This is a genomic window from Mycobacterium sp. 20KCMC460, from assembly GCF_022179425.1.
Lineage (GTDB): Bacteria > Actinomycetota > Actinomycetes > Mycobacteriales > Mycobacteriaceae > Mycobacterium > Mycobacterium kiyosense.
This window is the reverse complement of sequence record NZ_AP025524.1, coordinates 4,977,802-4,997,931: the sequence shown is the minus strand read 5'-3', so window position 1 is coordinate 4,997,931 and position 20,130 is coordinate 4,977,802. Positions and strand designations below refer to the sequence as shown.

18 protein-coding genes are annotated in these 20,130 nt (G+C 65.6%); 10 read left to right on the top strand and 8 right to left on the bottom strand.

What is annotated here, in order from left to right; translation table 11 throughout:
* The first annotated feature begins 67 nt into the window (after positions 1–67).
* Positions 68–724 (top strand): TetR/AcrR family transcriptional regulator, encoded by a 657-nt coding sequence (locus tag MKCMC460_RS22985; protein ID WP_236977319.1) that lies wholly within the window; start codon positions 68–70, stop codon positions 722–724.
* Here the strand turns inward: MKCMC460_RS22985 and MKCMC460_RS22980 are convergent.
* Positions 721–1,419, bottom strand: coding sequence for a TetR family transcriptional regulator (locus MKCMC460_RS22980; protein ID WP_236977317.1), 699 nt, complete (start codon positions 1,417–1,419; stop codon positions 721–723). The two genes, MKCMC460_RS22985 and MKCMC460_RS22980, sit on opposite strands and share 4 nt — an antisense overlap.
* A gap of 124 nt (positions 1,420–1,543) precedes the next feature.
* Here MKCMC460_RS22980 and MKCMC460_RS22975 point away from each other — a divergent pair, with 124 nt between their 5' ends.
* Together MKCMC460_RS22975 and MKCMC460_RS22970 are read left to right on the top strand one after the other, a co-directional pair.
* On the top strand, positions 1,544–4,147 hold the full coding sequence (locus MKCMC460_RS22975) for a PEP/pyruvate-binding domain-containing protein (protein ID WP_238304868.1): 2,604 nt from the start codon (positions 1,544–1,546) through the stop codon (positions 4,145–4,147).
* Positions 4,148–4,176: 29 nt separating this feature from the next.
* Positions 4,177–5,163: a hypothetical protein gene (locus MKCMC460_RS22970; RefSeq protein ID WP_236977312.1), complete on the top strand. Its 987-nt coding sequence runs from the start codon at positions 4,177–4,179 to the stop codon at positions 5,161–5,163.
* 87 nt (positions 5,164–5,250) lie between these two features.
* Here the strand turns inward: MKCMC460_RS22970 and MKCMC460_RS22965 are convergent, their stop codons facing one another.
* A complete protein-coding gene (locus MKCMC460_RS22965) occupies positions 5,251–5,856 on the bottom strand; it encodes a TetR family transcriptional regulator (RefSeq protein WP_236977310.1) in 606 nt (201 codons plus the stop codon).
* A 62-nt stretch (positions 5,857–5,918) separates the two neighbouring features.
* Here MKCMC460_RS22965 and MKCMC460_RS22960 point away from each other — a divergent pair, with 62 nt between their 5' ends.
* Both MKCMC460_RS22960 and MKCMC460_RS22955 read left to right on the top strand, forming a co-directional pair.
* A complete protein-coding gene (locus tag MKCMC460_RS22960; RefSeq protein WP_238304867.1) occupies positions 5,919–7,244 on the top strand; it encodes a DUF1214 domain-containing protein in 1,326 nt (441 codons plus the stop codon).
* 31 nt (positions 7,245–7,275) lie between these two features.
* Positions 7,276–8,559 (top strand): sulfotransferase, encoded by a 1,284-nt coding sequence (locus MKCMC460_RS22955; RefSeq protein WP_236977306.1) that lies wholly within the window; start codon positions 7,276–7,278, stop codon positions 8,557–8,559.
* A 31-nt stretch (positions 8,560–8,590) separates the two neighbouring features.
* Here the strand turns inward: MKCMC460_RS22955 and MKCMC460_RS22950 are convergent, their stop codons facing one another.
* Positions 8,591–9,715: a TIGR03857 family LLM class F420-dependent oxidoreductase gene (locus MKCMC460_RS22950; RefSeq protein ID WP_238304866.1), complete on the bottom strand. Its 1,125-nt coding sequence runs from the start codon at positions 9,713–9,715 to the stop codon at positions 8,591–8,593.
* 63 nt (positions 9,716–9,778) lie between these two features.
* On the opposite strand from MKCMC460_RS22950, the gene MKCMC460_RS22945 reads away from it, so the two are divergent.
* Together MKCMC460_RS22945 and MKCMC460_RS22940 are read left to right on the top strand one after the other, a co-directional pair.
* Positions 9,779–10,378, top strand: coding sequence for a TetR/AcrR family transcriptional regulator (locus tag MKCMC460_RS22945; protein WP_236977302.1), 600 nt, complete (start codon positions 9,779–9,781; stop codon positions 10,376–10,378).
* A gap of 53 nt (positions 10,379–10,431) precedes the next feature.
* The gene (locus MKCMC460_RS22940) at positions 10,432–11,010 is read left to right on the top strand and encodes a TetR/AcrR family transcriptional regulator (RefSeq protein ID WP_236977300.1); all 579 of its coding nucleotides are present in this window, start codon (positions 10,432–10,434) and stop codon (positions 11,008–11,010) included.
* Here the strand turns inward: MKCMC460_RS22940 and MKCMC460_RS22935 are convergent.
* Positions 11,007–12,125: a phosphotransferase family protein gene (locus tag MKCMC460_RS22935; protein WP_236977298.1), complete on the bottom strand. Its 1,119-nt coding sequence runs from the start codon at positions 12,123–12,125 to the stop codon at positions 11,007–11,009. The two genes, MKCMC460_RS22940 and MKCMC460_RS22935, sit on opposite strands and share 4 nt — an antisense overlap.
* A 79-nt stretch (positions 12,126–12,204) precedes the next feature.
* Here MKCMC460_RS22935 and MKCMC460_RS22930 point away from each other — a divergent pair, with 79 nt between their 5' ends.
* Positions 12,205–13,011 carry an SDR family oxidoreductase gene (locus MKCMC460_RS22930; RefSeq protein WP_236977296.1) on the top strand — a complete coding sequence of 269 codons (807 nt, stop codon included), beginning with the start codon at positions 12,205–12,207 and terminating at the stop codon, positions 13,009–13,011.
* A 7-nt stretch (positions 13,012–13,018) separates the two neighbouring features.
* On the opposite strand, the gene MKCMC460_RS22925 is transcribed toward MKCMC460_RS22930, so the two are convergent.
* The 4 genes from MKCMC460_RS22925 to MKCMC460_RS22910 form a co-directional block, all read right to left on the bottom strand.
* Complete coding sequence (locus MKCMC460_RS22925) at positions 13,019–14,512, bottom strand: acyl-CoA reductase (protein ID WP_238304865.1); 1,494 nt, start codon at positions 14,510–14,512, stop codon at positions 13,019–13,021.
* Complete coding sequence (locus tag MKCMC460_RS22920) at positions 14,509–15,939, bottom strand: hypothetical protein (protein ID WP_236977295.1); 1,431 nt, start codon at positions 15,937–15,939, stop codon at positions 14,509–14,511. Before MKCMC460_RS22920 ends, MKCMC460_RS22925 begins: the two co-directional genes overlap by 4 nt.
* Before the next feature lie 51 nt (positions 15,940–15,990).
* Positions 15,991–16,710 carry an alpha/beta fold hydrolase gene (locus MKCMC460_RS22915; RefSeq protein WP_236977294.1) on the bottom strand — a complete coding sequence of 240 codons (720 nt, stop codon included), beginning with the start codon at positions 16,708–16,710 and terminating at the stop codon, positions 15,991–15,993.
* 61 nt (positions 16,711–16,771) lie between these two features.
* Complete coding sequence (locus MKCMC460_RS22910; RefSeq protein WP_236977293.1) at positions 16,772–17,569, bottom strand: tetratricopeptide repeat protein; 798 nt, start codon at positions 17,567–17,569, stop codon at positions 16,772–16,774.
* A 128-nt stretch (positions 17,570–17,697) separates the two neighbouring features.
* On the opposite strand from MKCMC460_RS22910, the gene MKCMC460_RS22905 reads away from it, so the two are divergent.
* On the top strand, positions 17,698–18,738 hold the full coding sequence (locus MKCMC460_RS22905) for an alpha/beta fold hydrolase (RefSeq protein ID WP_236977292.1): 1,041 nt from the start codon (positions 17,698–17,700) through the stop codon (positions 18,736–18,738).
* Complete coding sequence (locus MKCMC460_RS22900) at positions 18,735–20,129, top strand: wax ester/triacylglycerol synthase domain-containing protein (protein WP_238304864.1); 1,395 nt, start codon at positions 18,735–18,737, stop codon at positions 20,127–20,129. Before MKCMC460_RS22905 ends, MKCMC460_RS22900 begins: the two co-directional genes overlap by 4 nt.
* Position 20,130 lies beyond the last annotated feature (1 nt).

Genomic DNA, 20,130 nt, shown 5'->3' with positions numbered 1-20,130 from the left:
CGGTTTACGTACATGCGTACGGACGCTACGCTGTGACGGAATTCGCGTCAAGGGCCGGAGGAAGCAGATGACGTCAGCGAGGGCCGCCTCGGCGCGCCGGCGGCGGCGCGTCATCAGCAAGGGCGAGATCCTCGACGCCGCACTCACGATCGTCGATCGGGAGGGGCTGGCGGCGCTGAGCATGCGCCGGCTCGCCGAAGCCGCGGACATCGGCGTGATGACGTTGTACGGCTTTTTCGAGAGCAAAGACGACCTGGTTTCTCAATTGGGCACGCACGCAATGGGTTCCATAGCGCCCGCGCCGGACCCGGCGCTGAGTTGGCGGGACCAGCTGAAGACCGAGTTGGGAAAATTGCGGACCGCGTTGCGCGAGCATCCCGGTCTCATCGAACTGCTCGGCTTTCAAGACGACGAGGCGCCCAGCGCCGACAGGCAACGCGATGGCCTGCTGGGGATCCTGCGCAACGCCGGCATCGACGACCGCACCGCGGTCGACGGTCTTGGCAGCCTGGTGGCGCTGACGCTGGGTTTCGCCGTGGGAGCCCGCGCCAGGAACATCGGCCTGAACGATCACGCCTACGAACGGTTGGGCAAGCTCTCGCCGGACGACTACCCACACCTGACCGCGATGGCCGGCGAGTATGCGCAGCACTGGTCGGAACGCGCATTCGAATATGGTGTCAACGCCGTCCTCGACACCATGGACGCCGGGCGTACTGATTAGTCCCGGGCCGGCAAAGCGCCGTTGGTCCGGCCACTTGGCGCTTGACGATTCGCCACATCCCGCAGTCCTGTCAGGATCAGGTCTAAGCCATATCGCGTCGATTCCTCCGAGTCGCGCCCGTCGTATTCGTCGGCGAAGGACGCCAGCACGGGGAACATCTCAGGAGAAAGCCCGGCGAACCGACCGGCCATGACGTCGGCCTCGGCATGACGCTGCGCTTCTATGACGACACAGCCCATCAGGTAGCGACTTAGAGTGCCCAGGGCGGCGATTGCGTCGGCATGGCTCAGACCGCCATCCACCAAGAGCGTCAACAGATATTCGCGTACCTGGTCCATTGCGCTGCTGCGTGCCGAACGCGCCGCGAAAAGCTGGGCTGCCCCGGGCTGCTCGACGAAGGCGTCATGAATTCGCAGAACGTAGGAGCGAAGCTGCTGATGCCATGGTTGAGCCGGATCCAGTGCCGGCGGCACCGGCATGACACGCCGCACCAGGGCCGACTCCAGCGATTCCTTGGAGTCGAAATAGCCGTACAACGTGCGGGCCGTGACGCCGAGCCGAGCTGCGAGCCGACGCAACGAAAGTTGATCGGGTCCATCGACCGCCAGGATCTGCAGCGCCTCGCTGACGATCTCGTCCCGGTTGAGCCGTGGCTTCGGTCCCGGGCGCGCGCGTTGGTGCTGCCGCACCGCCATGGTCCCTCCTGGGATTCGGACGTACACGTCCACCCGAGCGTAACCCGCCGACGACGGATCTATCCACACTGTGTACAGTTAGCTCTGTTCGGGTCAGAGTGGACGCAGAGTGAGGGACCACGCCATGGACGGAGACGACGCGCAGCAGTTCAGGGATGGCCTCGAGTCGTCCCGGCCTGTCGTCCTCCCGCTGGCGCAATGCTCGCCCGAACGTACAGACCAAGTCGGCGGCAAAGCCAAAGGCCTGTATGCGCTGATTCAACTCGGTTTGCCGGTACCTGCCGGTTTCGTGGTCACTGCCGACGCCTACCGCAGCGTGATCGCAGCCGCCGGTATCGGGCCGCGAATCGCCGAAGTGCTTGCGCGCCAAGATCTCAACGACGAGAACAAGTCAACGGCGATCCGCGAATTGATCTCCGCGGTGCGGCTACCGGTCGATCTGGTCGCCGCGATAGACGCCGCCTACGCCGAGATCGGAAATGGGCCCGTCGCCGTGAGATCCAGTGGCATCGCGGAGGACACCGCTGCCGCGTCCTTCGCCGGCCAGCATGACACCTACCTGTGGGTGCAGGGCCGAGATGCGCTACACCAACAGATCAAGCGATGCTGGGCCAGTCTCTACAACGCCGGTGCGATCGGATACCGGGGCCGCTTCGAGGTCGACGCCGACCATACGGCCATGGGCGTCGTGGTGCAGCGGATGGTCGAGGCGGCTGCGGGCGGAGTCATGATGACCCTGGAGCCGGTCAGTGGATACCGGGGGCTGATCTACATCGAATCCGCGCACGGACTCGGTGAGGGTGTGGTGGTCGGCGATGTGCTGTCCGACCAGTTTTGGTTCGCCAAAGGCGACCTGGCAGCACCGAGGAAAACGCGGATCAGCGAGCAGACCGCTCAGTATGCGTTCGACCGCGCCACCGGCCAGGTGACGTTGCAACCACTCGACCCCGCCATCGGCGCTCAGCCCAGTCTCGATGCATCGCAGGCCCGGTCCCTCGCCGAACTCGGCGCCACGATCGAGACCGCGTTCGGTCATCCGATGGATGTCGAATGGGCGCTCGACCGCGACGGCACGCTGCTGCTACTGCAGGCGCGTCCCGAAACCGTCTGGAGCAACCGCCCCGACCTGGGCACACCCAGCACCCTGCACGGCGATCTCGACCCCGCCCAGTTCTACTCCACGGCCAACCTCGGTGAGGCCGCGCCGGGTGTGCTGTCCCCGCTGACCTGGTCGGTGTGGGGTCCCGCCGCGGAGATCGCTGCCCGCTACGGCTTCGTCCAGATGGGAGTGCTGGAGCGCTCGTCCGCTGGGGTTCCCGACGACCCGCATGAGCGGATCATCCAGATCGCCTACGGGCGCGCCGTCGCCTCGGTCAGTGCGTTTTATGCGATGGGCGAACGGATTCCGGGCGCTAGCGGTGAAATGCTTGCCGAGCAGTTACTGGGCAGCGTGCCCGAGGGCATGAGGAAGGCCGCGACCCGGCGCCGCTACCCGCATGTCGCGTGGAACATGCCGCGCAATTTTGCTCGCGCCAAAGCTGTTCTCGTAAAACAAAACAAAGAGATTGCGCCATGGTGGGCAGCGGAGGTGCTCCGCGCCCCGAAGTTGGATCTTGTTGGTGCGCAGGAACAATTCCGCGAGGCTAACCGACGCTTCCGGCAAGCGACCGCGTTACAGGCGCAGGGCAACATTGTCGGGGTGCCACCGGTCTTCGACGCGCTGCGCAAGCTCGTCGCCCGCGCCGGCATGGCAGACTCTTTCGGAGCGCTGACCGCTGGTGGTGGCGAGCACGCCGAAACGGAAGTGGTCATCGACCTATGGGACCTCGGGCGTGGCCGGCTGACCGAGGAAGAGTTCCTGCGCCGGCACGGTTTTCACGGAACGTTGGAGGGCGACATCGCCGGACGCGTGTGGCGCGAAGATCCGGCCCCCATCCGACGGCTGGCCGAGATCTACCGAAACCAGCCGGACGACAAGGATCCTCGTCGCACCGCCGCGCGGCGAACAGTCGAGCGAAAGGCGGCGGAAGCCGAACTGCTGTCGCGGATGCCCAACCCCCTCAGCCGTACGGCGGCGCGGCTCATCCTCTGGCTGGCCCGTCGCAACATGCCCATGCGAGGCATCGGCAAAGCCAACTTCCTGCGCTCACTCGACGTCGCTCGTGCAGCCGCCCGCCGCATCGGCGAGATTCTCGTGGCGACGCAAGCTCTCGACACCGTGGATGACGTCATGTATTTGACCGCCGCCGAGATCTCCGGTGTCATCCCCGACCATGCGCGCACCTTGGTTGCCGAGCGCCGGGCAGAGCAGGTCCGCTACCGCTCCTTTGACATCCCGACCGCGTTCTGGGGCTGCCCCGAGCCGGTCTGGACAACGTCCGCCGAACCCGGGGAATCCACTGCCGATCTGTCCGGTATCGGCGCGAGTGCCGGTGTCGTTGAGGGCGTCGTGCGGGTGATCACCGACCCGAGTTTGGCTGAGGCGCAACCGGGAGATGTGCTCGTCGCCGCGACCACCGATCCGTCGTGGGCGTCGGCGATGCTTATCTCGTCGGCCCTGGTGGTCGACATCGGCGGAACGCTCAGCCACGCCGCGGTGGTCGCCCGCGAGTTGGGGATCCCGTGCGTCGTGAACACCGGTACCGGCACCAGGAGCCTGCGCACCGGCGACCGGGTCCGCGTCGACGGCGCCAGCGGCACGGTCGAGGTTCTCGAACGGGCCACGTAGCCACATCCGACCATCACGAGGAGGAGCCGATGGGCATCACCGCCGAAGACGACTTGTTTCACCCGGCACCGCACGGCGAGCCATTCTGGAACGAGGCCAGCTGGTTCTCCTTTATGGTCCCCGAACGCGACCTCTCGGGGTTTGTCTACCTGTATCACCGGCCCAACATCGGCTATACGGTGGGCGGAGTAGCGGCCTGGGACGGCAGCGGGAGCGAGACGTACGACTGCCTGCTGTACGACTGGGGCGAAGGCTTTCAAACTCCCAGCGGCGCACAGATGTTCGACTTCGAGCTGGCCAACGGGTTGCGCGTCGAACTCCTCGAGCCACTGCGCCACTACCGGTTCACCTATCGGGGTCAGACCGCCTTCAACGCGGGCGTGGCCGTCGACCTCGACTTCGTCGCCGACTGTCCCCCGCACGACACGGGTTTCCCGAGTGGCCTCCAAGAGTGGGGCAAGGGCCATTATGACCAGCCGGGGCGAATGACCGGAACCCTGTGTGTGGACGGAGAAGTGATCGCCGTGAACTGTGTCGCTCAGCGCGATCGGTCATGGGGTATCCGCGACATCGTCAACAACCCGCGCGGCCAGATGGTCTGGGCGGTGGGCGAGCGCAGCAGCTTCCATGCCCTGGCGGTGAGTTTCCGCAAACCTGAGGATGATCCGGTGATCGGCACCGCAGAAGACATGATCCTCGGCTACTACCTGAGGGACGGACGCTACGGCGATCTGACGCTTGGCGAAGGCAACACGATCGCGGTGACCCAGCGAGACGAATCCGGTCGACCGGCGACCTATCGGGTCGAAGCAACCGATTCGCTGGGCCGGCGCCTGGCGGCGACGGGCCGCGTGCGGAATATGTTCAATTGGCAGGGATATGCCTGGCTGACTACCTTCTGGTCGTTGGTCGAATGGGACTTCGACGGGCAAACAGCTTTAGGTGAAGGCCAAGACTATTGGCCACTGCACCACTCACGCACATTCTTACGCCGGCGGCGGACGGGGCAAAGCTAACGACAGCGATCCGGGTAGTCATCAACAGACGCTGTGGCACAACGGTTTCGGTGCGCACCCGACCCAGCAGTCGTCGATTGGTCGTGGTTAACGAAGTCCCGCGAGGCCGGCGCCCAGGGTGCTGAGGGCCTCCCGAAGGTGATCGCCGAGCCTGCGTTGTGCCCGACCCCGGTGGGTGCTGACGGTGACCCGGTACGCCCCGACCGCGGCGACCGCGATCAGCTTGGCGACGTCGTCTTCGTCCGCTGAGGTGCCCCGGTGTCGGCACAACGAGTCCACGACGACGGTTTCGGCTTGCGCGACATATTGCAGGTAGCGCGCTCGCAGCGCCGGCTCGTGCAACCAGAGGTCCATTCGCTGGGTCGCGGCGCGGACGTCGGAGGCATCGAACCGCCCGATGAAGTCGATCAACGACTCGCTCACCGCGGTCCACTCGGCCACTCCGGCTGCAAGTTTGGCATCCAGAAGCGTGCCAAGCCCAGCGATTACATCCGGCAGGTCGTGGAACATGACGTCTTCTTTGGATCCGAAGTACCGATAGAACGTGCGCGGGGCGCACCCGGCGGCCCCCGCGATCGCCTCGACGGTCGTCGCCTCGAAACCGTCGCGGACGAACAGGTCAAGCGCGATGGCGACGATCTCTGCCCGTGCGTCCTGCCGCCGGCGATCCATCAGACGGGTGGGACGTTCCATGGCAGTCAGCATACAACTGTCATGTATTGACGTCGTGGCAGTCAGTGCCTATGTTGACAGCTATGTCGAGATCCGTGAACGACCGTTTCGCCGACGAGGCATTCTTTCTCTCCCGGGTCAACCCGACGGCCACCGCCGATCAGCGCGAACTGGAGGCACTGGCGCTGGAAATCGTGAAATCCCCGACGATCGTCGATGCGCAGGCGCAGGCCACCACGCGCTTCAAGATCATGGGCGGATCCGACATTCCGGCGGAGGCGCTGGACGGGATCGACGAAAAGATGGCGGAGTGGGCGTTTCACTACGTGATCCTGGCGCTGAACTCCGATTCCAATTACCCCAAGGTGCTGGGCCACGGATACGGCCCGCCGCACGAGTGGTTCGGCATGAAGGTGCCCGGCTGCCGCGGCCTGGGCACGGGGGAGAACCCGGACAACCACTACAGCTTCGTCCCGGTCGACGGGCATTCACGGTTTGCGTTGTACGGCAAGGTATCCGACCAGCCGGTCGGCGACTGTCCAATGTTCATCACCAGCAATCTGTCCCAATCGATGAACGTAGCCTGGCTGGACTGGCGCGACGTGGTCATCGCCGATGACGGCACCTTCGTCATCACCATCGATCCCGAACCGGCCAGTGGGCGGCCCAATCACCTGCAAACGACGCTCGATGCCAAGTACCTGTTCATCCGCGACGGCCGCCGCGATTGGGGGCAGGTTCCCAACGCTTACCGGATCGAACGCTTGGATGCGCCGACAGCGCCGCCACGGACCGTCGAACAACTCACGGCAGTGGCGAAACGGTTCATCATCGACGATGTCCCGACGAACTACTGGTTCAAACAAATGGTCGCCTTCCTGGAGCCCAACACGATCACCGCGCCGGCCAACAGTTCCGGGGTCGGAGGGATGCAGACCCAACAACTGCTACGCGGTCGGCTGAGCCTGGCCGACGACGAGGCCTACGTGCTCACGCTCGATCCGGGCGGCTCGGATTACTGGGTGCTCACGTTGTACGACTGGTGGCTGATGAGTGGAAACTTCTGGAGTCGCACCAGTTGTCTCAACACCACCCAAAGCGTCGCCAACCCGGACGGCACGTACACCTATGTGTTTTCCATTCAGGATCCCGGGGTGCACAACTGGGTGGACACCCTGGGACTGCACGAGACGCTGTTCATGCAGCGTTGGCAACTGTTGCCGCGCGCCGATACGGGCGCCGACGACCAGCCGTGGGCGGGCGGAAATCCTTCTGCGCGTGGCGAACTGGTCAAGCTCGTCGATCTCAAGGTCACGTTGCCGACGGGCACGACGTGGCTGTCGCCGCAGGAACGCGAACACCAACTCGCCGAGCGGTTCGCGGCTTTCCAGCAGCGTCACATCATTTGACCAGCCAACCGGTATCAGGAGGAGTGCGACGGTGACAGATCTCGGGACGGCAACGGCGCAACCCGACCACCGCATGCAGTGGCAGCCGCCACCGCGCCCGGACTGGGTCCGGGTGGTCAACGAAGAGGGCGCCTGCATGGACATCCGGGGCATCGTGCCATTGGACGAACGCTCCCTTCTCGAAACGGCTAAGCGCAACACGGGTCTGGATGACTTCGGCGCCGACGACTGGCGCGAGCCCTTCCGATATTTCATCAGGGCGCTCGAGGACGAAGCCGAGTTGAACCTCGTGGGGCGACTGCGGACGCGCTCGGACATCCTGATATTGCTCGAAGCAAAACTTCGTATCGAAGATACCTACAAACGCCATCCGGAGATCGACGACGAGCAGATCGTCGAGCCGATCATCATCGTCGGGCAAGGCCGTTCCGGAACGTCTCTACTGCAGAATGTCCTGGCCGCCCACCCCGACAACGGCACCCTGATGCACTGGGAGATGATGTTTCCCTGTCCGCCACCGGAAACCGCGACCTACCGCACCGATCCGCGCATCGCGAAGGCCAACAAGCTTGTCGACCAATGGAACCGGGTCACGCCGACCATGCCCTCGATGCACGAACTCGCCGGCGACATGCCGTTCGAGGACAGCGCGATGATGGCCATCAACTTCATGGCGCCCACCTGGCTGGATTGTTTCGGCCAGGTACCCAGTTACGACGCCTACATCTTCGCCCAGGACACCGCACCGGCTTTTCACTGGCACCAGCGGGTTCTCAAGCTGCTGCAATGGCGCAATCCCCGCAAGCGTTGGGTGCTCAAAGATCCGATGCACCTTGATCGGATGCCAGACCTGCTCAAGGTTTATCCCGACGCCAAATTCGTTTGGCCGCATCGTGATCCCACCCGTGCATTGGCGTCGTTGGTCAGCATCATCGGGACCATCCAGTGGAGCCGCAGTGACCACCCGTTCAACGGCGTGTCACTGGAATACATGACAGATCCCAATATTTCGGCGGCCCGGTTCGCCGCGGTGATCAACCAGATGGAAACGGGCGCCATTCCGTCGGATCAGATATTCAACGTGCTCTACCAGGATCTGGTCGGCGACGTGCTGGGGACGATCGAGGACATGTACTGCCACTTCGGCATCGAGCTGACCGAAGAAGGACGTAAAGCCATGGGCCAGTACATGATCGACAACCCGCGCGACAACCGCCCGCCGCACCGGTTCAATTTCGGCTCATCCGACGTGGTCGCTCGCGCCCGGCAGGCACTGCAGGGCTACCAGGACTACTTCGGAATCCCGATCGAGTAGCCGGTCACTGCCTTGAAGGCGTTGACCGTGCTCAGTTGCCGGCGTGCGGGCGGTTACGCCAGAGATCGACCAGCTTGGCGTTGTCCGTCGGGTTGCTGCCGTAGATGACTATCTCGTCGGCACCGGCGTCGCGGAAGCGCTGCAGGCTGGTGACGCATTCGGCGGCGGTGCCGATGGCGCAGCTGTCCCGCATCCATTCCATCGGCACATGCTTGGCCGCTTCGATGAGCTGGTGCCGGTGATAGGTCAGGTCGGCGGTCTTGGTCTTCTGTGCCTTGAACAGTTCGTGTTCGGTGAGCTTGTGCAAGGTCTCGGCATCCCAGCCGTTGACCTTCGAGTAGGTCTCGACGACCGACGGCATGCCGACGATGTAGGTGAGCAACCGAGCAGCGGTCTGGTTGAGCACGCCGACGTCGTCGAAGTCGGGCGTGGTGATGACGCCGACGGCCAATCGGAATGCCGCGGGGTCGAGGCCCGCCTTTTCCCGCTCGGTCCGGATGATGTGTGCGGTCCGCGCGACGGCGTCCGGGGTGACGAGATCCAGCATGATGGCCCCATCGGCGGCGGTGGCGGCCAGCTTTGCTGCTTTGGGTCCGCCCATCAGGCCCCACCAGATCGGGGGTGGCGCGCACTGGGGCGGGTCGGCCATGAAGATGCCTTCGTAGCGTCCGGCCGGACCGTCGTAATCGATGGTCTCGCCGCGCCACAGCCTGCGGATGATGTCGATGTAGTCGACGAATGCGCCCAGCGAGTACATCTTGCCCAAGGCACCCGGCTGGTTCGCCAGCCCCAGGGTTTCCATCCAGGTGGTGTGGCCGCGGCCCAGCCCGAGCACGGTCCGTTCACCGTAGGCGGCCTGCATCGTGGCGCCGAGCGCGGCGGTGAGCACCGGGTGACGGGCACCCGCGGCCAGCACGCCGGTGCCCAGCGACAGTCGTGAGGTGACCGCGCCAACACCGCCCAGCAGCGGGCCGGTCACTTTGATGTCGTACCGCTCGGAGAGGAACCCCCGGCGCAGCCCGAGGCGCTCCGCCAGGACGGCTTCCTCAAGGATCACCCCGGGCCTGCGCTGGCGGCCCGCGGTGAGAAAAATACCGAGGTCCTCGAGCACGGGCGCCGGAGCATCGATCTCATCAACTGCGGTCAGACTTGACATTGCGGCAGTTTACAAAGAGTGCGTACTACGTGTCAATCAGCGCGGTGCAGTACCTTGGTCCTGATGAGCAGCCCACTTTCGGCCCGCGAAGCGTTGATTGCACGTCTGCGCGCGGCGGTGGAATCGCTTCTCGAGCAAGAGATCAGCAACTACACCGAACTGACCGTCGCCGCCATCTGCGCGGCAGCCGGCACCTCGCGGCCGACGTTCTACGCGTACTTTGACGACAAGGTCGAGCTGATTCGCGCCATCGCCGCCGACACCATCGGCGAACTGGTCGGTGTCTCGGCCTCCTGGCTGGACGCCCCGAAGTCCACCCGGGCCGAGCTGAATCAGGCGATGACACAGCTGTTCGAGGGATACGCTCCGCACCGCAAAGTGATGGCCGCGGCCGCCGAGGTCGCGGCCTATGATGCCGAATTGCACGACGCCTTCATCGCCTCCATGGAGGCCGCGGCGCGTCGCGTGGCCGAACACATCGCCGAAGGCCAACGTTCGGGGCTGGTCCGAGCCGGTCTGCGCCCGTTGGCGACCGCGCGGTGGCTGGCATGGATGACCGAGCTCGGTTTGCGGCGCGCTTTCGCCGGGCGTTCGACGGCCGCACCCGAGGCGGTCGCTGCGATGACCGATGTGCACTGGTTCACCTTGTACGAGGCGGTTTAGTCGTGGTGCGAAACGGGACTCGGGCCGACTCTCGGGCACAGCGACGTTCCGAGGTGGAGCGGACGTTGGTCGCGACGCTGGAGCGCCTGATCGCCGATGAACCGCGGTTCACGGAGTTGACGCTGGAGCGGCTCGTGACTGCGGCAGGCATTTCACGCACCAGCTTCTACAAATATTTCGATAGCAAAGTCGACGTACTGGCCAGCTGGCTCGGCGAATTCATCCAATTGCTCGACCAGGCGCCGCGAACATGGTCCGGTGTGGCGGCACCGACTCGCGCCGGGCTGGCCGAAGGGATGCGGAAGGTCGCGGCCGTGTACCGGCCGCGGTTGCCGTTGGTTGCCGCTGTGTACGAAACTGCGGCAAGCGACGCCGAACTGCGGTCACAGCTCGCGGCGGCGCTCGAGTCGATGGAAGGTGCGCTGCGCCAACATATCTCGCGAGGCCAGCAGGAGGGGTGGGCCAACGCCGCGCTGGACGACGGCGAAACGGCGCGGTGGTTGATCTATCTGACCGAGAACGGGCTGCGGCACATTATCGGTCCCGCACCCGAGCGGGGTGTGCGGGAGTTGGTCGAAGCGTGGGCCGATACGGTGTGGTTCACGCTGTACCAACCGGCGGGCAGCGTCTAACGATTTCCGACGTAGTATGCGGATTGCCCAGTGGGGGCTGGGATTCCGAGAATATCCGCGAGTACGCGGGTGCCGGGGTTGTTCACCGCCATCGGGGCGTCCGGAGGCAGCAGCCCGCCGGCGATCATCAGGGAAGCGCCGCGGGCCACGATGCAACAGAACCGCACCCCGTTGAGGATCTCCCAGAACTCGACGTCGGCCAAGTTTTGGCCGCTGATCGCCGCGAACCGGGCGGACACCTCGTCGTCCGGCGGAAAGCCCGGTGGCAGCGGCAATCCCATGCCATCGGAGTGATGGCGCATCGCAAAGCGCCACCAGCCCAGGTCGTATTCCGGGACTGCGACCGTGGCGGCCTCCCAGTCCAGCACCGCGGCCACCGACAGATCGTCGGCAAACATGACGTTACCCAATCTGCCGTCGCCCCAACATAAACACGACCGATCGGGCTCGGCCGGCTGGTTGGCGCGGAGCCAGGCAAGGCCCGCATCGATCACCGGATTAGGTCGGCCGCCGCAGGCCCAATCCACCATCGACGCCACATAGCCGACGTGCTGCGCCACCAGTGTGTCGCCGAGATCGGGTCGGGCGAACGCAGACCGTAGTCCGGTGGCGTCGACATCGATCGCATGCACCGCGGCCATCGCGGCGAGGCTGTTGTCATACATCGTCGCCTGCTCACCAGGGGTGAGGTCGAGCACCCACCCCTCGGCGGTGAAAGGCGGATCATCGCGCGGCACCCGCCCGTCGAGGTGAGTCATCACCAAGAACTGCGCACCCAGCACCGAGGTGTCGCCCTCCGACCACAGCACCTCCGGGACGGGGACGCTCGAATGCTCGGCCACCGCGCGCAATACCCGAGCCTCGCGCAGCACGTCGTAATCCATGTAGATGCCGGGTCCGGTCGGCGCCACCCGCGCCACCAGCGGCCGCGCGCTGCGTACGCCGTCCTGCGTCCACTCGGCATCGAACATCACCGTCTCGGCCGAGAGCCCACTTTCCTTCGGCACGCGCAAATTGGTGATCACCGGGTCCGCGCCGGCGGGAAGACGCCCGGCGAGCCATCCGGCGAGCGACTCGGTCGCCAGGGCTGGATCGATGTTGCTCACGAGCGCCATTCGCAAGACCTTACGAAGAGTGCGCACTCAATGTCAACGATGTCTTACCCGCAGTGCGGACATGCTGTAAGAACTCTGTATGACATCTGGATCCCGACGCGGCCTACCCGCACCGCGGCGCACCGGCACTGCTCTGGTAACCGGCGCGTCCTCCGGCATCGGCGACGAGTTCGCCCGCCAACTATCCGCCCGGGGCCACCACGTCACTCTGGCCGCCCGGCGCGCGGACCGGTTGGAGAAATTGGCCGGTGAACTCGGCGACGCGCTGCCGGTCAGATGCGACGTCGCGGATCCGCAATCCCGCGCAAATCTGTTGGGCGCCATCACCGACGCGGGCCGGCAGGTCGACGTGCTGATCAATTGCGCCGGCTTCGGCGGCGGCGGGCCGGTGTGCGAATTCGACCCGGACCGCGCGGTGGAGATGCTGCGCACCAATGTGGAAGCGGTGTTCGCGTTGTGCGGGGCGCTGACGCCGGCTATGGCCGCGCGCCGGTCCGGCGCTGTGGTGATCGTTTCGTCCCTTGCCGGGATACTCTGTCCACCAGTCAATTTCGCAGCCTATGGGGCCAGCAAGGGGGCTTCGTTGCGCTACGCGCACGCGCTCCACTACGAGATGGCCAAAGTCGACGTTTCGGTGACCGCGCTGTGCCCGGGCCCGATCGACACGGAGTTCGGTGTCAGCTCCGGCCTGGAAAAGACGATGTCCGCGATGCCGGCTTTCGCCAAGGCCACCCCCGCGGATTGCGTCGCCGCCGCCTTCGCGGCGCTGCAGCGCGGCAGGCGGGAGGCCATCCCCAACGCCGTTGTCCGCGTTGCCGCCACAGCGGCGCGCAGGACACCGGCCGTGGTCGCTTCCCGGGTGCTGCCCGCCTTCTTCCGCGTCTGAGCGCGGTTCAGCAGCTACCGGCTTGGCTGCCGTCGAGGAACAGGCTCCCGAGCGGGTGCGACGCGGGAGTGAGCTCTTCGTCGGTCACCCACCTGCAGAGCCGGTGCAGCGGCTCGAACGCGTCTTGCGGCCCCGCGAAAGTCGGTACGCACGAGTAGCCGAGCGACACGATGCGCTGCGCGCCACACAAGGCGGCAGCGTCGCGCAGCTGTTCTTTGAGGGCCTCGGGATAAACACCGACAGTCTGTGTGTAGCTGTCGAACTGGTTGACCGCGTCGGCGACCGAGTCCACCGGAACCAGGTTGGCGACGCGGTCGTCGAGGGCCGCGGCAAAGTCCACCGGCTCCGGAAGCCGGGAGACGATGATCGCGCCCTCGCCGTCGCGACCACCGATGACGGTGAACCAGTCCTCGTCGAAGCGTGCGGCATCCAGCGCGCCGCGCAAGGCGGGGGCGATTCCGCGCTTGGGCCGGGTGCTGACGTGCTCGGGCAGCGCGATCAATTCGCGGTAAACCCGATCGCCGAATTCGGCGAGGCGTTCGACACCCCGGCCGTCGGTACCGGACTCCACGAACACCGTTCTAGCGTTGGCGCACGCGGCCTGGTTCAGGTGACCGATGTCGACCGCCAGCCGGCGGGCCGCCTCGCCGAAAGCCGCGTCACCGGCGAACGCCGCGGCACCGATCACGCTCGCACTGCGTTTCGGGTCGAAGCTCACCAGCTCGAGGCCGGGCTGCAGATACCGGGTCAGGTGTTTGATGGACGCGAACCCGCCCCATGCCACCACCTTGTCGAAGTGAGCGGGCTGGTAGAGCGACCGTTCCACCCGCTCGTCGCCGCCGCGCCAGTAGGCGGCGCTCAGATGCCGGGTGACGGGATGATCGGGCGCCATCTCGCACATCGTCATCGCGATCGCCGTGGCTGTCATCGGGTCGTTGGAGGGGCTCTTGATGATCGCGTCGCCCCGGGTCAGCGCATTGCGAATCACGCTCAGCGCGGACAGCATTGGTGAGTTGCCCGCCGTGATGTGCACACACCTGCTGCCGAATGCGCGGACCCGCAGCGTTCGGCCGTCCGAAAGCACGGTGGGGACCCAGCCGTCGAGGTAGGCACGGCCGATGCCGATATCGACCATGTCGTCGAGCGCGGGGCGCGCGAAAAGCGCCGGCATCAAACGGTATTGCTCGTCGACGATCGGCTGGGTCGTGGGCGCCGCCGCATACGACATCTCCCGCGCCAGCGCGAGGTGTTGGTTGCTGCGGCAGTCCAGCCGGCCGCCGAGTTCGACCAGGTAGTCAATGATCTCGGCGACCGGCAACGCCAGCAGGTCGCTCAGCGCGGTCGGATCGGTCAGCGGCAGCGACGCCAGGTGACGCGAGATGTCGGGGGCCAGGAACACCCCGCTGTCGGAGCGCGCACCGAACTCCTGCAGATCCTCGGTGACAACCCGGCCCCGCACGACCAGTGGCACCACGTTCTGCGTGAGCTTCGGGGCGTTCATATCGACGACAGGAATTCGACGGTTTCGCGGTGGGCCGCGTCGGTGGCCGCACAGGTGATCTTGTCCTCGCCGTCGCGCGCCGCGCCGAACCGCTCGATATCGCGCTCACAACCGGGGGTGGTTTGCCCGCAGGGGCATGGGTCGTAGTGGACCTTGACCTTGTCGCCGGTGATGAATCCACCCCAACGGGTCTTCACCGCGAGGTCGAAGAATGCGGCGCGTCCGGTCACGCTACCGGATCGGGGCAGCGGAGCGCCGGTCTGGGAATCCAGCACGAACGGTATCAGCCACGGGTTGAAATGAAACCGGCCATGATCGCATTCGCGTGCGGCCAAGGTGATTTCGGACATGCCGTAGCCGGGACGGATCCGCTTCGCGCCGAAGAACTCCACCACGTCGTCTTCCCAGCCGTCGGGCTGGACCATGCCCTTGGCGCCACCGCCCAACGCCAGTACCGAGTCAGGCGCGAACACGTCGCGCCGACCCGCGGCCAGGCCGGCCAGCGCCAGGTTGTGCACGGTATGCCAGACCGCGACGGTGAAGATCCGGCGGCCCGCCAGCTCGGTGGTGACCCGGTCCAGGAATTCCAGCAGCAGTTGCGGCATCGCCGAGAGCAAGGTGTCGAACTCCTCCTTGCGGGCCAATAGCGTTGGATCCGGATTCAGCTGGCGCACTGTGCCTTTGGCGGTGGCATCGCGCAGCCGTCCGGCCAGATACATCACGTCGGAGCTCAGTCGCGACGGTAGGGCGGCGTGAAAGTGCTCCTCGCCCTTCGCGACGTGTGCCGCGATTGCGTCGTTGAGCCGGGTGACCATTGCGCTGCCGTGGCGGAAATAGGGAAACAAGACCTCGATCGGGGCGGTCTGGCGGCAGTCCTCATCGGTACCGAAGTCTTGGATGAACACGGCGGCGAATGCGGCGCCCAGGGTGTCGAATTCCGCTTGGCTCCACGGCACCAGTGAAAACGAACCGGATGTGCCCGAGGAGTGACAGACCCGCAGTGGAGTCTGTGCGTCCAATTGCATGAACCAGTCGTCAAGGCAACGACATTCGCCGGCATCGAAGCCAGTGAGGTCGACGGTGGTCAGGCGCGAAAGCCAACGGGTGAGGTCCGCGAAGCGTTTCCGGTCGATCAACGATGCCGGGTAAGACTTGTAGAAGGCGTGATCGAACAGCAGCGGAACGACATCATCCAGCGTGTCGACGCGCTGCACATTCAGCTCGTCGGCCACTCGGCGCAGCAGCGGGATCTCGTTGCGCAACTGCGTGAACCGGGTGCGAAGCGCATCCCGTTGCAGGTCTTGCAGGGCGTCGGACTCGATGCCGTTCATCCGGGTCAGCGAGCCCGCGAAGGCGTCGATCGGGTCCTCGAGGAAGCCGTCGAGCGACGGAGACCGCTGAGGTTGCTTTACACCGAGTACGCCCACAGTGTAAAACTGTAACGACGGCCGCGCGCCAGCGTCAAGACGGCTGTGGCCTCAAAGTCCGGTGAGGGCCGCGATCAGGTCGTCGGTGGCCGACAGGAACGGCGAGTGGTCGGCGTCGAGCTCGATGAATTCGGCTCCTGCCCGTTCGCTCATGTCCCGTTGCAGCTGCCAGGGCACCGCACGGTCCTCCCTCGACCCGATGTAGGTCTTCGGCACGGCACCGAATCGCGATCCCGTCACCCGCACGATTTCGAGGACCGGAGGCAGCGGCTCGGGGACGAGTCGGGATGCGGTTGCCATCGCGTCCGCGTGGTCGCACCGGTTGAAGAACCCTTCGACCGCGGCCTGCGCGGACGACACGAAAATACTGGCCCCGTCATCCGATGTGGTCAACGTGCCTTCGCGGGCGAAGAAGCTCTGTGATGTGGGCGCCAGAATGGTCTGCAACGCGCCCTCGCCGTCACGCAGGATCAGTGAGTTTACGAAGACGGCTCGGGCCAAAGACTTTGCCCGCGCCTCTGCGGCGAGGGTGGCGGCAAGACCACCCAAGCTGTGCGCGACGAGTATCACCGGCTCCTGGCAACGGTCGATCGCCGCGATCACCGTCGCCGCATAGGAGGCCAGGTGCGGGCGCGCCAACGTGGCGCCGCCCGGACGCCCCGGCAGGTCGACCGCCTCGACGTGATGCCCCTGTTCGCGCAATGGTTCCGCTACCCGGTCCCAGCACCACGATCCGTGCATCGCGCCATGGACGAGAACGAACGTTGACATTTCGGCGCCCTTCTCCCGGGTAGGTCAACAGCATCGCACGACAGTGCAGATCGCTCCGCGCTCAGTCACCAGCACGTCGGCTCCGCAGCCAGCAGAGCGTAGTGCTCGCTTCGGGCTGCCCGGCCTCGGCCGCAGCGCGCCACCATCGCTCGGCGGCCGCAATGTCGCCGTGCTGATAGCGGTAGGTGCCGACGTTGTACTGGGCGTCGCGGTGTCCGGCCCGTGCGGCGATGCGCCACCAGTGTTCGGCGACGTCATGTTCGCCCCGCATGTGATGACTGACGCCCAAATGATATTGGGCGTCAACATGACTGGACTCGGCGGCGCTGCGCCACCAGCGCTCGGCAGCCCGTTGGGCGCCACGATCTTGGCAATCGACCCCGAGGTTGTATTGCGCCCCGGCGTGCCCCGCCTGTGCTGCTACGCGCCACCAACACCGAGCTTCGGACCGCGCCGATTCGGTGCCGGTGAGATCGAGCAGCACGCCGAGGTTGTATTGCGCATCGGTGTGGCCGGTTCCGGCGACCAGGCGCAACCAGTCCTCTGCCTCGGGGTCGCCCCGCAGCTGCAACCGCACGCCGAGGTTATACCGCGCCTCGACATGGCCTCCCGATGCCGCAAGGCGCCACCAGTATTCGGCCTCTTCGCCCGATCGTCCTGTTGCATCTTCGTGCAGCATCACACCGAGGCTGTATTGAGCTTCGTGGTCTCCAGATCTTGCCGCACGCCGCCACCACTTCTCGGCCGCCGCCCGTAGCGCGACGTTGCCTGTCTCATAGAGCAGGCGAGCGCGTTCGCAGCTCATATCGCCGTCATCACCGGCGCCGTCCGCCTCGACCTCGAACTCAGCGTGGGGCATGTCTCAACCTAGATAATTGCGATAACGATCGTTTCTTTATAGCATCGACATAGCTGGTAATACCTCTAATGTAGTGCGTATCACGCTGTGAACGATCGGACTTATTGCGACTGATGGTCAAAATATCGATGCGGGATCGCACGCGCCGACGCCTGGGTCTGCGCGGACGTCGGCGACCGAATACCGGCGCGACGCACTCCGAACACCCCGACCGCGAGTGGGCGGAGATGGACTGGAATCAGCACGTGCGTGGCGCTGCCGTACGTGGCCGGTACGTGCACTACGTCGACGTCGGAACCGGCCGGCCGGTGGTGCTGACGCACGGCCAGGGCGGAGCATGGCAATGGTGGCTGCGGGTCATCCCCGCGGTGGCGCGCCACCACCGGGTGATTGCGCTCGACCTCGCGGGCTTCGGCGCATCGGAGCCGGTGGGCGCCGGGGATGTCTTCGAGGAACAGGTCGCTACCGTGGTCGGACTGTTGGACGAGTTGCGGCTGGCCAAAGCGACCATCGTGGGTCACTCGATGGGCGGCCTCGTCTCGCTCAAAGTTGCGTGCGACCACCCCCACCGGGTCGACGGGTTGATGTTGATCGGCTCCGGTAGCAACATCATGGGTCCGGCGCGACTGCGGGCGATCTTGTTGGGCTTCCGATTGTTCGACCGGGTTTTCCGGTTTCCCACCGTGCCGCGCATTATCGTGCGATGGCGTCGCCTACGGGCCGCGTTCTTCAAGCTCGCCGTGGCGGAGACACATCACATCACGCGGTCGTTGGCCGCCGAACTGGTGCCGCGGATGGCGGCGCCGGGGTTCATCGCCGGCATGGAAGCCGCTGGCAAGGCGGTGGGAGAAGCTACCCCCGAAGCTGTCCGCGCTCCCGCGTTGGTGGTGTGGGGCCGTGGCGACCGAATCGTTCCACTCTCGTCGGGACGCCAACTGGCAGCAGCCATTCCCGATGCGCAGCTGGTGGTACTCGATGACGTCGCACACTGCGCGATGCTCGAGAAGCCCGCCGAGACTGCGGCTTTGATCATCGATTTCGTCCGCGACCCCAGGGCCGGCCGGGCCGCGAGAGACTCCGCAACGGACGTGGTCGACCGTGACGATAGTCAGGCCGGCGCCCGGATTGCGCAGTGGGAGAATACTTTCGGAGAGGAGAACTGGGGATGAACCGGGAGGAACTTTGGTCCGACCTGGAGAACTGGGGCCGCGATCCAGTGCTGTCCGAACTGGATGCGCTGATGTGGCGTACCGATCGGCACCCGCAGGGCGCATGGTCTGGGGTGGTGGTGCAGCTGCTTGACACCGTCCCGGATTGGGAGCGGCTTCGGGCTGCTCATGAGTGGTTCGTGGAGATCGTTCCGCGGTTCGCGCAGCGAGTGGTCGATCCGGTGCTTCCGGTCGGCCCACCGATGTGGGAGGACGACCCGTCCTTCGACCTGGACTACCACCTGCGGCGGGTGTCGTTGCCCGCACCCGGCACGCGCAGTCAGTTGCTCGAACTCGCGCAGACGATCGGGCTGACGCCGTTGGACCGGTCCCGCCCGCCCTGGGAGGGCTACCTGGTCGAAGGCCTGGAGGGTGGCCGCGCGGCCTACGTTATGCACGCTCATCACGTCTTCATGGATGGGCTGGCGCTGGCACGGTTGCACGAGCGTGTCCTCAACACGGGCCGTGAGCATCAGCCCGACAAACCCATGCCGGTGCACGAACCGGTGCGGCGCAGCCCCATCGGTGTGGCAGTCGAACAGATCGGCCATCAGATCGCCGGCACCCCGAAGGCTCTTTTCGGGACTGGGCGAGCGGTAGTCAAAGCGGTCGGCAACCTTCGCTCTACCGCGGACTACGTGACTTCGTTGGCGCGGGTGGCCGGACCGCCCCCGAAGAATCCGTCCAAGGTCCTGCAGGGCGGTTCCCGAAAGATGTGGCGCTTCGGGACCATGGAATGCGAACTCGACGACCTGAAACGTGCGGCGAAAGCGGCAGGCGGCACGCTAAATGACGCGTACGTCAGTGCGCTCCTCGGTGGGCTGCGGCGGTATTGCAGCGCCAACGGCGAAGAACTGGAAGATGTTCCGATCTCGATGCCAGTGGCCATGCGCTCTGCGGACAACGCGACCGGCGGCAATGACTTTGCCGCCGCCTATTTCCTGGTGCCGTCCGGCGTGGCAGATCCTGCCGAGCGGATCCGGGCGATGCACGAGCGGGTCCAGCACGTGCGGTCCGAACCCGCCCTGGGCTTCCTCGGTGCCATCACCCCGGTGCTCAACCGCACCCCTTCGGGTGTGGCCGCGGCGATCCTCGGCGCTGTCGGGGGAGCGGTGCTCACCACCAGCTCATGGCCGGGCATTACCGAGGACCGCTACATGGCGGGCGCGCGCTTCGACCGGATGTTCGTCTTCGCGCCGTTGCCGGGCACCGTTTTGACCTCGGCCATGTGCACCCACTGCGGCGTGTGCTGTATCGCCATGAACGCCGACGGCGAGGTGTTCAAAGACCTTGATCTGCTGTGGAACTCGATGCAGGAGAGTCTGGACGAAATTCTCGCGCTCGGCCGCTAGA